The sequence below is a fragment of the Cuneatibacter caecimuris genome, assembly GCF_004216775.1.
Taxonomy (GTDB): domain Bacteria; phylum Bacillota; class Clostridia; order Lachnospirales; family Lachnospiraceae; genus Cuneatibacter; species Cuneatibacter caecimuris.
Window position 1 is genome coordinate 91,251 of record NZ_SGXF01000009.1, and the last position, 13,674, is coordinate 104,924.

At 52.1% G+C, this 13,674-nt stretch carries 11 protein-coding genes; 9 read left to right on the forward strand and 2 right to left on the reverse strand.

The window, feature by feature from the left end:
* Positions 1-7: 7 nt before the first annotated feature.
* On the reverse strand, positions 8-670 hold the full coding sequence (locus EV209_RS15395; RefSeq protein ID WP_130436356.1) for an RraA family protein: 663 nt from the start codon (positions 668-670) through the stop codon (positions 8-10).
* A complete protein-coding gene (locus tag EV209_RS15400) occupies positions 663-2,438 on the reverse strand; it encodes a glycoside hydrolase (RefSeq protein WP_130436357.1) in 1,776 nt (591 codons plus the stop codon). The genes EV209_RS15395 and EV209_RS15400 overlap by 8 nt, the downstream gene beginning before the upstream one ends.
* A gap of 138 nt (positions 2,439-2,576) precedes the next feature.
* On the opposite strand from EV209_RS15400, the gene EV209_RS15405 reads away from it, so the two are divergent.
* From EV209_RS15405 to EV209_RS15445, 9 genes are all read left to right on the forward strand, one after another.
* Positions 2,577-3,428 carry an AraC family transcriptional regulator gene (locus EV209_RS15405; RefSeq protein WP_130436358.1) on the forward strand — a complete coding sequence of 284 codons (852 nt, stop codon included), beginning with the start codon at positions 2,577-2,579 and terminating at the stop codon, positions 3,426-3,428.
* A 275-nt stretch (positions 3,429-3,703) separates the two neighbouring features.
* Complete coding sequence (locus EV209_RS15410) at positions 3,704-4,900, forward strand: Y-family DNA polymerase (protein WP_130436359.1); 1,197 nt, start codon at positions 3,704-3,706, stop codon at positions 4,898-4,900.
* Between the two features lies 1 nt (position 4,901).
* Positions 4,902-5,216, forward strand: coding sequence for a hypothetical protein (locus EV209_RS15415; RefSeq protein WP_130436360.1), 315 nt, complete (start codon positions 4,902-4,904; stop codon positions 5,214-5,216).
* A gap of 68 nt (positions 5,217-5,284) precedes the next feature.
* A complete protein-coding gene (locus EV209_RS15420; protein ID WP_130436361.1) occupies positions 5,285-6,010 on the forward strand; it encodes a pseudouridine synthase in 726 nt (241 codons plus the stop codon).
* A gap of 52 nt (positions 6,011-6,062) precedes the next feature.
* Positions 6,063-8,066: an NAD-dependent DNA ligase LigA gene (gene ligA, locus EV209_RS15425; RefSeq protein WP_243647611.1), complete on the forward strand. Its 2,004-nt coding sequence runs from the start codon at positions 6,063-6,065 to the stop codon at positions 8,064-8,066.
* Positions 8,056-8,970, forward strand: coding sequence for a homoserine O-acetyltransferase MetA (metA, locus tag EV209_RS15430; protein WP_130436362.1), 915 nt, complete (start codon positions 8,056-8,058; stop codon positions 8,968-8,970). Before ligA ends, metA begins: the two co-directional genes overlap by 11 nt.
* Before the next feature lie 3 nt (positions 8,971-8,973).
* Positions 8,974-10,761 (forward strand): glycoside hydrolase family 2 protein, encoded by a 1,788-nt coding sequence (locus tag EV209_RS15435; RefSeq protein ID WP_130436363.1) that lies wholly within the window; start codon positions 8,974-8,976, stop codon positions 10,759-10,761.
* 54 nt (positions 10,762-10,815) lie between these two features.
* Positions 10,816-12,099, forward strand: coding sequence for a 5-bromo-4-chloroindolyl phosphate hydrolysis family protein (locus EV209_RS15440; RefSeq protein ID WP_165388955.1), 1,284 nt, complete (start codon positions 10,816-10,818; stop codon positions 12,097-12,099).
* A gap of 3 nt (positions 12,100-12,102) precedes the next feature.
* Entirely contained in the window at positions 12,103-13,245 is a 1,143-nt protein-coding gene (locus EV209_RS15445) for a toxic anion resistance protein (protein WP_130436365.1), read from the forward strand.
* Positions 13,246-13,674: the final 429 nt, after the last annotated feature.

Consider the following 13,674-nt stretch of genomic DNA (forward strand, 5'->3'; position numbering starts at 1 on the left):
TCCTCCTTTACAGAATGCCGAAACGGGCGAAAGCTTCGGTAGCGGACATGCCGCTTTCGATTGCTTTGCGCACTAATTTTTCTCCGGAGGCCTTTTCCATAGATTTTTCCAGAACTTCTGAAAAAATATCCCGGGGAATGACAACCACCCCGTCGATGTCGCCGAAAATAATATCTCCGTCCAGGACTGTGACCTGGCCGATCTCGATGGGACAGCGGAAAGAGAGGACGCTGGTACGGATGCTGGAATCCTGAGCCCAGCATCCCTGACTGAAGACGGGAAAATTCTGTTCCAGTACCTGAGGCGTATCCCGGTGCCAGCCGTCCAGCACAGCGCCGGATGCGCCCCGCATTCTGGCGGCCGCTGTCAGAAGCTCTCCCCACAGAGCGCTGCGGTGAGCCCCTGTGGCAATATAGATTTCATTTTCCCGAAGCTGATCCAGAGCTTCGGTGAGCAGCCCGAAAGGTTTGGGCTGCTCGCCGAATACATCGCATTCCAGCACGGTGCAGGCGATGCCGGCCAGTTTCATATCAGGTGAAAGCGGACGGATGGCAGGAGGCAGAAACTGATGGGAAAATCCCAGACTGTCCAGAATATCCCCGACTACAGGGGTATAAAGGCATTCTTTCATTTTGGAAAAAACAACATGATCCGGCAATGACTTATTCATAGAAACTCTCCTTTCTGGTGTAAAGTGTCAGAAGGGCGCCTGCCGGGAGCTGGATTTCGGCAGAACAGGGAACCGCGTCATTTTCATGGTAAGGGTCGCAGAGCTCGGCCTGAAAGCCTTTGCCGCTTCCCTCCAGCTTGTCTGTCTGAATGACGCAGTTTCTGGTGTTTTGATTCAGAAACAGATAAACATATCCGTCCGTTCCGTCTGAATAGCCGGAACAGAGGATGCCGGGGACAGAACAGGATACCTGGATGCGGCGCATATTTTTTTGAATATGCCGGGAAAAGGCTCCGAAGGTGCGCAGGATGTATCCGGAAGGAACCGGCAGAAAACCATGGGCAGCATCCACAGTGAACAGGGTTCTGGTAAAGCCGTAGGAAGGTTCCGTCACATCCATCAGCGTCCAGCAGTAGCAGAGTGCGCAGGCATTCAGAACAGTCAGGTTATAATGATAGAAAACCCCCAAATTGAATGCCAGGTGATAGGAATCCTCCTGGAACGGACAATGATTCACGGCAATTTCAGTGGAGAGGAAGGGGAGGCCCTTTGACTTCTCATGAAACTGCCTCATCACAGGAAGAAATTCTTCCAGGTCTGCGAAACAGATCTGGTAATCGTACATGTTAGAAGCCGTATAGTCCATAGATTCCCACACCTGCCTGGAATGCTGAAAACGCTCCAGATAAGTGAGACCTTCCTTCAGAAAGCTGGCGTTACAGGTGGATAACTTTACCTGCTCAAAACCATTCTCATCCAGGCTTCTGCGCAGGAGAGGCACCAGCTTTTCCAGCGTTTCGGCGGATTCACAGCGCTCATTCTGGATGCCTACCACAGAGGGCGGCTGTCCGGCTTTTTCTGACTGTCTGCAATAGTCCAGAATCTGACTGACCAGCGTCTGAACATTCAGTTCCCTTTCTTCATAGGAAGAATCGGGATACAGCCAGAATTCAAACCAGACGCATCCGCCCAGTTCCAGAATTTTCCGGTTATAATTGAAGTCGCTGGTTTCACCTACAGGGAAATTATTGCCGTAGTAATGGGGAACCGCGCGGGAGGGATCGTCCCAGGGAATTGTTTTGGAATCAGCGCTGCCCCGGTTGGGATATTCTCTCTGGATGAGCAGCCGGTATTCCTCCACATATTTCCACCAGAGCGATTTCCCTTTTTCACTGAGCATATGATAGGAGGGAGTGCTGGCGATGCCTCCGAAGCCTTCTATTTTCTGAAAAAGGCAGGAGGAATCTGATGCGGGGGATGCGAAGTCCATATCCGGAAGGATCAGATCACCTTCTACAAAGCAGTTTTGCCCCGACACAGACAGCTGGTGACGGTTCAGGTCCAGAGTGCAGTGCTGGGACAGCAGAAGCGCTTCGCCTGAAAAGACAGTAAGGCGCAGGTGGGAATCATAAGTCAGGGTCAGGGAAGGAAGCGATTGTACCGATACAGAGTCCTCCTTCCAGCATTTTTCCGGATGGCGGCTGACCTGTCCGGCCTGTTTCTCCGGGTCAAAAGGGTAAAGCGCAAAAGAATCTGTATAGTACTGAGCAAGGGCCAGCGTTTTGTTTTCATACCGGATTTCCACCCGGCCCCGCTCCCCCGTGAAAATCCAGGAAAAAGAAGATTCCGGAGGCAGGGCGGAGAATGTAAGGGTGCGGGAGAAAAAGGCGGGGAGCCATTCCGAAAAATAGAAGCGCTCATCCTGGCCCAGTCCCCAGATCACATAGCGGGGATGGGCGGTGTCCAGAGAAAAATGTGTGTGTTCCATGAAAAACCTCCTGTGAAATTGATCTGAAGACCATCATACTGCCTGGGCGAGATGGACGCCATAGCAGAAATGGGTAAATATTTATAAAATCTTGCTGTTTTATAAAATTTGGGATATGATGGGGGAAAGGAGGCGGGAATGGGCGCAGAATATATTACAAATACGGTAAGCAGGAAAAATTGGGAACCTTATGCGAGAAACCACGGAGCGTATTACAGCTGCGCTGGATTTTATAAATGCGCGGCAGATCACAGAATACACAGAAGGCACCAGGATTTTTATCTGATGATGCTGTGCGTGGGAGGAGAGGGAGAACTGTGCTGTCAGGGCAGACGATATGCCATCCGGTCGGGAAATCTGATGTTTTGTCATGCGGGCCGGGAGATTTCTTACAGATCTTCCATAAAAAATCCATGGAGCCTGTACTGGGTTCATTTTGACCTGAAAAAAGAATCGGGGATACAAGAGATGCTGTATGGACCGCACCTGTCGCCGGAACATCCGGTGACAGCCTGTGAAAACAGGGCGGAGCTGGAAGAGTGGTACGAAAAACTGCTGGGATTCAGCGATGCGCTGGCAGATGAAGTGCAGACCGGCCTGTGGCAGAGTTATTTCCTGTGCCTGCTGTATAAGGGGATCGGGCAGTTCGGGCACCTTAAAGAGAAAAGGAATCCCCATGTGGAACAGACGTTGGAATTTCTGGAACAGCATTTTACAGAAAAGACAGAACTGGAGACAGTAGGGCGGGCGGTGGGGATATCGAAGTACCATTTGTCCAGGCTGTTCAGGCAGGAGATGGGAATTCCTCTTGGACATTATATCGAACAGCGCCGGATAGAATACGCCAAGGTGCTGCTGGCCTCTTCCTCTTTGTCAGTAGGAGAGATTGGAGAACGGGTAGGATTTGGCAGCGGAATGTACTTTTCCAACGTTTTCCGGAAAGCAGAAGGCATCAGCCCCAGCGCGTACCGGAAACGAAAAAACAGATGAATGCAGAGGAGACAGAAGAGGGCATCAATGGGCTGCCGCTTGAACGGTGAAAAACCGTAAAGCGGCAGCTCTTTTATTTTTACATAGGAAACTGCGTTCCCTATGCAACAAAACCCTCCGGGGATCACACTGCGGCGTAAGGAATTACGTCGCTAAAGCGACACGCCGCAGGCGGAGAATCCCGCCAGCGGGATTCTTTTTCAATTCCCATAAATTCCCTGTTGTGAAACGAATATATGTTCTATACAATATAGGGGAAAGGAGGGAACGTACGTTTGAAAAATATATTTTTTCATGTGGATGTAAATTCCGCATATTTGAGCTGGGAAGCGGCTTACCGCAGATATTATCTGGGAGACAGAAAAGATCTGCGTTTTCAGAAAGCGGCGGTAGGCGGAGATATTGCAAAACGGCATGGCATCATTCTTGCCAAATCTATGGCGGCCGGAGCCTGCGGTGTCCGGACAGGGGACAGCATTCTGGAAGCCAGGAGAAAGTGCCCGGAATTAATGATCGTTCCTCCGGATTATGAATTGTATGAACGCAGCTCTGCCATGCTGGTGAAGCTGCTGAAGCAGTATTCCCCCCGGGTGGAACAATACAGCATTGACGAAGCATTTATGGAAATGACAGGTACGGAAAATTTGTGGGGGCCTCCTGAAAAGGCGGCTGCGGCGTTGAAGGACAGGATTCGGGAAGAACTGGGATTTACCGTGAATATCGGGATTTCTGAAAACCGGCTGCTGGCCAAAATGGCCGGGGATTTTAAAAAGCCGGATCTGGTTCATACCCTTTTTTTCAGAGAGGTGCCGCAAAAAATGTGGCCTCTGCCTGTGGAAAAATTGTTTTTTGTGGGGAGGGCCGCCGGAGGAAAACTGCGCAGTCTGGGGATCCATACCATTGGGGAACTGGCAGCGGCGGACCCGGAGCTTTTGAGATCACATTTGAAAAAACAGGGAGAATGGATTCAGGATTTTGCCAATGGAAAAGACTGCTCCCCGGTTCTGGAGCCGCCGGTGAAACAGGCTGGCTATGGAAACAGCACCACCACGGCGGAAGATGTGACAGACCCGGAAGCAGCCGGGCGGGTGCTTCTGTATCTGTCAGAGAAAGTAGGAGCCAGGCTGCGGGCGGACGGAGCGAAGGCGGCGGTAGTGTCAGTCAGCATCAGGGATCAGAACTTCAGAAACATCAGCCGTCAGCGGACCCTGAAGCGGGAAACAGATATTACCGGAGAAATTTATCAAATTTCCCGCGGGATTTTTGAACAGATGTGGGATGGCCGGCCGCTGCGGCATTTGGGAATCCACACTGCCGCGGGCAGTGAGGAAGGCGGATGGCAGTTGGAGCTGTTTCCGGGAGAGGAGGAAAAGAAACGGCGGATGGATCAGACAGTGGACTGCATCCGGCGCAGGTTTGGGCCTGACGCTTTGGTGAGGGCGTCTTTGATGAGCAGGGCAGGAGGAAGATAGAATGGCTTTTTTGACAGGAACAGAGCTGAGACACCGGGAAGAAAGAGCGGTTTCCGGCAGCCGGAGGCGCGTGGCGGTGGGGTGCTGGTATACGGCAGCCGGGCGGTCGCTTCCTTATATCATGAAGTATCAGGATGACAATGGCATGATCCATACTTTGAAACCGCTTCACGTCCTGTCTTCTGAGCAGAAATATTACGGCGGGGTGCTGTCCAGGAAATACCGCTGCAGCGTAGCTGGGGAAGGGCGGCTCCGGGAATTTGAACTGCTGCACTGCCCCGAAGAGGGAACCTGGGACCTGATATTGAACCCATGAAAACTGCTGGAAAATCTGCATGAACTGTTGTATACTGGTAAAGATAACAGACAGGAAGGAAGCAGGGAATGGAACAGATCCGTCTGAATAAATATTTAAGCGATACGGGAGTGTGTTCCCGAAGAGAAGCGGACCGCCTGACAGAATCAGGCAGGATTACCATAAACGGCAGGAAAGCGGAGCTGGGGGAGAAAATTTCCGGGAAAGAACGGATCTGCCTGGACGGCAGGCCGGTGCGGCCGGCGCCTGCGGACCGGGAACGGGTGGTACTGGCGGTCCACAAGCCCAGAGGCATTGTGTGCACTACAGTGGAAAACTGTCATGAGAAACACAGCATTGTGGGGATGGTGGGCTATCCGTCCCGGATTTATCCCATCGGGCGGCTGGATAAGGATTCGGAGGGGCTGATCTTGATGACGGATGACGGAGCCCTGGTCAACCGTATCCTGCGGGGACGCTATGGCCATGAAAAGGAATACGAGGTCCGTGTGAACCGGCCGGTGACAGCGGAGTTTCTCAGAGCCATGGAAAAAGGCGTTCCGATCCTGAATACGGTGACGCGGCCCTGCCGGTGCGGCAAAATCGGGGAAAAGGAATTCAGGATTGTGCTGACCCAGGGTTTGAACCGGCAGATCCGCCGGATGTGCCAGGCTTTGGGTTATGAAGTATGCCGGTTAAAACGTGTGCGGGTGATGAACGTGCTGCTGGGAGGCCTGGGGCCTGGAGAATACCGGGAATTGACAGAGGAAGAGAGGCAGGAGCTCTACAGGATCTGCGGAGAACCTAAAGAGTAATGTTTATTATAAAGCGGATATCGCACAAAATGAGGATAACAGGGAGCAGAATATGTCAGAAAATAAAAATCAGACAGCAGCCGGAGCGCGGATGGAAGAGCTGGTAAAGCAGCTGAACGCAGCAGCCAGAGCTTATTATCAGGAGAGCAGGGAGATCATGAGCAATTTGGAATATGACAGGCTTTATGACGAGCTGCGGCTGCTGGAAAAAGAGACGGGGACTGTCCTGGCCGGCAGCCCGACAGCACAGGTAGGCTATGAAGTGCTCAGCGAATTGCCAAAGGAACATCACCCTTCTCCCATGCTGTCCCTGGATAAGACCAAGAGCGTGGAAGACCTGCAGGAGTTTCTGGGTGAACAGCAGGGAATCCTGTCCTGGAAAATGGACGGACTGACGGTGGTGCTGACTTATGACGGCGGAGAGCTGGCCAAGGCAGTGACCCGGGGAAACGGCGAGGTGGGAGAAGTGGTGACCAGCAACGCCAGGGCCTTTGAGAACCTGCCCGTGCGCATTCCTCATACCGGAAGGCTGGTGCTGCGCGGAGAGGCACTGATCGGTTACCAGGATTTCCGGAAGATGAACGAAGAAATCCAGGAACTGGACGCGAAATATAAAAATCCCAGAAATCTCTGCGCAGGCTCCGTGCGGCAGCTGAACAGCCAGGTGACGGCCAGCCGGCATGTGCGCTTCATGGCCTTTGCTTTGGTGGAAGCGGAAGAAGTGGATTTTGAAAATTCCAGGGCAAAACAGTTTGAATGGCTGAAGGGCCAGGGCTTCGGCGTAGTGGAATATGAGAAGGTGAACAGGGATACCGTGGCGGAAGCAGTGGAACGCTTTGCCGGAAAAATCCGGGACAATGACCTGCCCAGCGACGGGCTGGTGCTTCTCCTGGAAGATATCGCCTATGGAGAGTCCCTGGGGCGGACCGCCAAATTTCCCAGGAACGCCATCGCCTTTAAATGGGCGGACGAACAGGCGCAGACCAGCCTTTCTTATATAGAATGGAGCCCTTCGCGGACAGGGTTGATCAATCCGGTGGCAGTGTTTGAACCAGTGCAGTTGGAGGGGACCACAGTCAGCCGTGCCAGCGTGCATAACCTGTCCGTGATGGAGGCCCTGGAGCTGGGAGAAGGGGACAGGATCACCGTATATAAAGCCAACATGATCATCCCGCAAATCGGGGAAAATCTGACCCGCAGCGGGAAAATTACCATTCCGCGGCATTGCCCTGTCTGCGGAGGGGATACAGAGGTCCGGGATACAGGAGAGGTTCGGACGCTTTATTGCACCAACCCTGAATGCCAGGCCAAAAAGATCAAAAGCTTCGCCCTGTTTGTGAGCAGAGACGCCATGAATGTGGACGGCATGTCCGAGGCTACCCTGGAAAAATTTATCGCCAGAGGCTTTATTCACGAATTTGCGGACTTATTCCGGCTGGAACGGTACAGGGATGAGATTGTGGAGCTGGAAGGTTTCGGAGAAAAGTCTTACGAAAACCTCATTGCTTCCGCGAAAAAAGCTTCTCATACTACTCTGCCCCGGCTGATTTACAGCCTGGGCATTCCGGGGATCGGTCTGGCAAATGCCAGGATGCTGTGCAGGGCTTTCGGAGGGGATTTGGACCGTCTGATGCGGGCAAATCAGGAAGAGCTGACAGAAGTGGACGGAATCGGAGGCGTGCTGGCAGAAGCCTGGACGGGTTATTTCGCCTCTGAAAAGAACCGGGAATCGCTGGAAAATCTGTTGAAAGAACTGATAATCGAGCAGGAGCAGGCTCCTGCAGAAGAGCAGATTTTTGCCGGAAAGACTTTTGTAATCACCGGGGCGGTGGAGCATTTTGCCAACCGGAATGAAATGAAAGCATATCTGGAGGCCAGGGGCGGAAAAGTGACCGGGACAGTAAGCGCGAAGACCAGCTATCTGGTAAATAACGATATCGCGTCCCAGTCTTCTAAGAACAAAAAGGCAAAAGATTTGGGGATACCCATCATCACAGAAGAGACGGTGCTGTCCGGAAAGCTTCCGGACGGAGAGGAGGAAACAGATGCCCATTAAAGTACAGAATGACCTTCCGGCGAGAGCAGTGCTGGAATCGGAAAATATATTCATGATGGATGAGAGCCGGGCCGCGACCCAGGATATCCGTCCCCTGGAGATTGTGATTCTGAATCTGATGCCGCTGAAACAGTCTTATGAAACACAGCTGCTGCGGGCGCTGTCCAACACGCCCCTGCAGGTGGAGGTGACTTACCTGACGCTGGAAACCCATGAATCCAGACATACCTCCGCCAGCCATCTGAATAAATTTTATACCACATTCAGCCAGATCCGGAAAAACCACTATGACGGCATGATCATCACAGGCGCGCCTGTGGAGACCATGGCCTATGAAGAGGTGAATTACTGGGGAGAGCTGTCGGATATTATGGAATGGACGAAAACCCATGTCACGTCCACCTTCCATGTGTGCTGGGGAGCGATGGCCGGCATGTACTACCATTTTGGGATTCCCAAAATAGAGATGCCCAAAAAACTTTCCGGCGTGTACCGCCACCGCGTGCTGGATAAGACCAATCCTCTGGTACGCAGCTTTGACGATGAATTTATGGCGCCCCATTCCCGCTACAGCGGGGTATCCAGAGAAGCCGTGCTGTCAGATCCGGAGCTTCTTTTACTGGCGGAATCGGAAGAAGCCGGCGTCTATCTCGCCAGCAGCAGGGACGGCAGGCAGATTTTCGTTTTCGGCCACCCGGAATATGACAGGATGACGCTGGACTTTGAGTATAACAGAGATAAAAAGAAGGGGCTAAATCCTGATATTCCCGAACATTATTATGAAGAAGACGACCCTGCCAACACTCCGCTGCTGACCTGGCGGGGGCACGCCAATACGCTGTACAGCAACTGGCTGAATTTCTTTGTGTACCAGGAGACGCCGTACAGGCTGGAAAGGGATTGAATTATGAGAGTAAAGGATGCGGTTCTGACCGCGCTGCACAGGCCGGAAGATAGAGATGTGAAACAGCTGTGGACCAGGTGGGGAGAACAGGTCCAAAAGGACGCGCACACAGATACATATGTACCGTTTCCCGAATATCCCAGGCCTCAGATGAAGCGGGAGCAGTATGAAATCCTCAACGGATGGTGGCAGTACGCCATAAAAGATACATGGGAAAAACCTGAAACCTGGGACGGCAGAATTCTGGTGCCCTTTTCACCGGAAACGGCGCTCTCCGGCGTGGAAAGACAGCTGCGGCCGGAAGAATACCTGTGGTACCGCAGAGAGATTTTTGTGACGGAACGGCCGGAAAAGAAGAGGCTGCTGCTTCATTTCGGAGCTGTGGATCAGTGCTGTGCCCTTTGGGTCAATGGAAAGGCCGTGCTGCGCCATGTGGGAGGCTATCTGCCGTTTACGGCGGATATCACCGACGCGGTCAGAGAAGGAAACAACGAGATCTGCCTGCGGGTACAGGACTACAGCGATACTTCTTACCACAGCCGGGGGAAGCAGACCTTAAACCGCGGAGGAATGTTTTATACGGCCCAGAGCGGCATATGGCAGACGGTATGGAGCGAATGGGTGCCGGAAACATATATCAGCAGCCTGCGTCTGACGCCTCTGTATGATGGGGGTAAGCTGGAAATCGCTGCGGAGACGGAGAGCGCCGGGGCGGAGAGCCTTGCTGTGCGGGCCAGGGTTTATGACAGGGGAAGGCTGATCTCAGAAATAGAAGGCGCGGCGGGCAGCGCATTGCAGGCAGAAATTCCGGATGTGAAAAGCTGGTCTCCGGAAGATCCTTTTTTGTATGATCTTGAGATAGAATACGGGGAAGACCGGGTGCGCAGCTATTTTGCCATGCGCTGTATCACGGTGGAAAAGGATTGTAAAGGAGTACCCAGACTGTGCCTCAACCATCAGCCATATTTTCAGAAAGGGCTTCTGGACCAGGGCTACTGGCCGGAAGGCCTGTATACTCCGCCCTGCGAGCAGGCGTTTGTATGGGAACTGGAGCAGGTAAAGGCCCTGGGTTTTAACATGCTGCGGAAGCATCTGAAAATTGAACCGCTCCGATGGTATTACCACTGCGACAGGCTGGGCATCCTGGTATGGCAGGACATGGTTAACGGCGGCGGAAAATACAGCAGGCTGGCAACCTGTTATCTGGTGACGGTGCTTCCGCCCCTTGCCCGTCTGCTTCCCGACCGGCTTTACGGCCTGCTGGCCAGAAAGGATGCGGCCGGGCGCAGGGAGTGGATGCGGGAGTGCAGGGAGACGGTAAAATATCTCTGCAGCAGTCCTTGTATCGCTGCCTGGGTACCGTTTAATGAAGGCTGGGGCCAGTTTGACGCCGGCCGTGCGGTGCGGGAGATCAGGAAGCTGGACAGAACCAGGCTGATCGACGAGGCCAGCGGCTGGTACGACCAGGGCCACGGGGATCTGCGGAGCATACATAATTATTTTTATAGATTAAAAGTGCCGAAAGACCGTCGGCCGGTGGCGCTGACTGAGTATGGCGGCTATGCCTGTTTCCTGGAAGAACACGCTTTTGCGCCAAAAGCGTATGGCTACCGGACCTGCAGAGGGACAGAAGAATTCAGAGAGGCCTATGAAAAGCTGGAGGAGACTGTGGAAGCCCTGAAGCCCCATGGTCTGTGCGCTTCCGTGTATACACAGCTTTCCGATGTGGAAGAAGAGGTGAACGGGCTTTTTACCTATGACAGGAAAGTGTGTAAAATTTCACAGGGATAACTTGCGTGCGGGCCGGAAAGATGATATGATAAAGGCACTATGCGGAGGTTTGCCATGAATCAGAACAGAGATCAATTTGACCATATATCAGAAGAAATTCAAAAAGCAGTCCGTAATGCGCGGGAATCCATGAATTTTGACCAGCTCAATCAGACTGTGCGCCGGTCCGTTAATGAAGCTATGCGGGAGGTGCGCAAATCTGCGGATACTGTGCGCCGCTCTGTGAAAAATGAGTTCCGATCCGAAGAGGGCTGGCAGCCATTTCCGGATGGAAAGGCACAAAAAACAAAGCCTGATGAAAGAGAACAGGAAGCCTTCAGAAGACAGCAGTTCAGACCGATGAATGGCCAATGCAATGCCGCTCCTGAAATGCAGACCCTGCTTTCCCCTTCCCTGGTGACCAGAAGGCCTCCCGGAAAAGTGTCCGGCGTATTATTTACGGTATTCGGCTCCATTATGTTCGGTATATTTTCCCTGTTTTCCCTGATCTTCGGAAGTTTATGGGGGACGAGTGTGCTGACGCAGGTTGAGGGGGCTGCCACCTTGGGTGTTTTTCTTCCTCTGGCGCTGATTGGCGCTGTGATGCTCTGCCGGGGACTGTCCCTGCGGAAGCGCCTGAACAGGTTCCGTAAATATGTGACAGCCTTGGACGACCGGAAATTTGCGGATATAAAACAGATTGCCGAGAGTATTGGGAAGTCCCGGAACTATGTGGTAAAAGACTTAAAGCGGATGATGGCGCTGAATATGTTTCCTGATGCCAGGCTGTCTGCAGACGGGCAGTATTTTCTGCTGGATCAGGAAACTTATCAGCAGTATGAAGCCCTGATGCTCCGGCAGAAAGAGCAGCAGCAGGCCGTGGAAAAACAGCAGGAAGATATGAAGGATCCGGAGAGGCGAGAGCTGCATGAGGCAGTGGCAGAAGGAAAGTCTTATATCCGGCAGATCCGCGAGGCCAACGATGCGATCCCCGGAGAACTGATTTCGCGGAAACTGGACAGATTGGAAGCCATAACTGGAAAGATTTTTACTTATGTGGAGAGAAAACCGGAACAGCTCCCGGAGCTGCGCAGGTTTATGGAATATTATCTTCCCACCACCATGAAGCTGGTGCGAACTTATCAGGAATTTGACGCGCAGCCCGTGCAGGGGGAGAATATTACAAAGGCTAAAGTAGAGATAGAGAAGACGATGGATACCATCAACGATGCGTTTGAAAAATTGTTTGACAGCCTGTTCGCGGACATAGCGATGGATGTATCGGCGGATATTTCCGTTCTGCAGGCCCTGCTGGCGCAGGAAGGTCTGACAAAAGATGATTTTGCGGAGGTGAAATAAGCCATGGAAAATATGGAAAAACAGCTGCAGGCTCCCACGCTGACCTTTGATCCTTTTGAATCGGCAGAAACGGCTGCGCCCGCGGTACAGCAGGCGGAAATACCCGCGCCTGCCCCCGAGGAAGCGGTGCTTTCAGAAGAAGAAAAGGCTCAGGTGGCAGCTTTTGCGGAAAAAATCGAACTGAACAATTCGCAGATGGTGCTGCAGTACGGCGCAGGCGCACAGAAGAAAATTGCGGATTTCAGCCAGACGGCGCTGGACAGCGTAAAGACCAAAGATCTGGGTGAAATCGGCGAGATGCTGGGCGGGCTGGTGACGGAACTGAAGAGCTTTGATGTGGAGGAAGAAGAGAAGGGCCTGTTCGGTTTCTTTAAAAAGAGCGCCAACAAGCTGACTTCCATGAAGGCCAAATATGAAAAAGCTGACGCGAATGTGACAAAGGTCTGCCAAGTCCTGGAGGGACACCAGATTCAGCTCATGAAAGACGTGGCCATGATGGATAAAATGTATGAGCTGAATAAGAACTATTATAAGGAACTGACCATGTATCTGCTGGCAGGGAGAAAACGCCTGGAAAAAGCGCAGCAGGTGGAACTGCCGGCTATGATGGATCAGGCGGCCAGAAGCGGCCTGCCGGAGGATGCCCAGGCGGTCAATGACATGCAGGCCATGTGCACCCGCTTTGAAAAGAAGCTCCACGACCTGGAGCTGACCAGGATGATTTCCATTCAAATGGCTCCCCAGATCCGTCTGGTACAGAGCAATGACACCATGATGTCGGAAAAAATCCAGTCCACTATTGTGAATACCATCCCTCTGTGGAAAAGCCAGATGGTGCTGGCTTTAGGCGTTGCCCATTCTCAGCAGGCGGCAAAAGCCCAGCGGGAAGTGACAGACATGACCAACGAGCTGCTGCGCAGAAATGCGGATACGCTGAAGATGGCCACGATTGAGACTGCGAAGGAATCTGAACGGGGCATCGTGGATATGGAGACCCTGAAGCATACCAATGAATCTTTGATTTCCACCCTGGATGAAGTGATGCGGATTCAGGATGAGGGAAGGCAGAAGCGCCAGACCGCGGAGATCGAGCTGCAGAAGATGGAAAACGAGCTGAAACAGAAGCTGCTGGAGATTCATAGATAATATTAGAATAACCTGCCTGTTTATAAGGAGCCGGGCTGTGCCGCAATGCTGCGGAAACCGGCTCCTTTGTGATATATAAAATTTCAGTTCAAACTTGCCTGCGTTGTTTTAAAATAATGGCAAAAAAGACAAAAAAACCGTAGTTCTACCTATTTTATAAAGACTGCATGTATAAAAAACAAAAAAAGTGGAAAAAGTTCAAAAAGATGGTTGACACCATGGGAACGATGTGCTATTATATAACCCGTCGCTGTGAAAAAGACAGTTTGGGATGAAAAAAATCTTGAAAAGTAGTTGACAAGTTTGGAAAAACATGGTAAGCTATTATGGCTGTCAAAGCGCAGGAGCAAAAGAGGTCGAAAAACCTCAAAAAAACTTTCAAAAAGTAGTTGACAAACCCGAGAGGGTATGATAGACTAAGAGAGTTGC

What these genes read in the sequence shown, in the direction of transcription:
- EV209_RS15440 (WP_165388955.1), top strand. Translation starts at nt 10,816, where the DNA reads ATGAATCAGAACAGAGATCAATTTGACCATATATCAGAAGAAATTCAA.
- EV209_RS15415 (WP_130436360.1), top strand. Translation starts at nt 4,902, where the DNA reads ATGGCTTTTTTGACAGGAACAGAGCTGAGACACCGGGAAGAAAGAGCG.
- EV209_RS15395 (WP_130436356.1), bottom strand. Translation starts at nt 670, where the DNA reads ATGAATAAGTCATTGCCGGATCATGTTGTTTTTTCCAAAATGAAAGAA.
- EV209_RS15400 (WP_130436357.1), bottom strand. Translation starts at nt 2,438, where the DNA reads ATGGAACACACACATTTTTCTCTGGACACCGCCCATCCCCGCTATGTG.
- EV209_RS15445 (WP_130436365.1), top strand. Translation starts at nt 12,103, where the DNA reads ATGGAAAATATGGAAAAACAGCTGCAGGCTCCCACGCTGACCTTTGAT.
- metA (WP_130436362.1), top strand. Translation starts at nt 8,056, where the DNA reads ATGCCCATTAAAGTACAGAATGACCTTCCGGCGAGAGCAGTGCTGGAA.
- ligA (WP_243647611.1), top strand. Translation starts at nt 6,063, where the DNA reads ATGTCAGAAAATAAAAATCAGACAGCAGCCGGAGCGCGGATGGAAGAG.
- EV209_RS15405 (WP_130436358.1), top strand. Translation starts at nt 2,577, where the DNA reads ATGGGCGCAGAATATATTACAAATACGGTAAGCAGGAAAAATTGGGAA.
- EV209_RS15420 (WP_130436361.1), top strand. Translation starts at nt 5,285, where the DNA reads ATGGAACAGATCCGTCTGAATAAATATTTAAGCGATACGGGAGTGTGT.
- EV209_RS15435 (WP_130436363.1), top strand. Translation starts at nt 8,974, where the DNA reads ATGAGAGTAAAGGATGCGGTTCTGACCGCGCTGCACAGGCCGGAAGAT.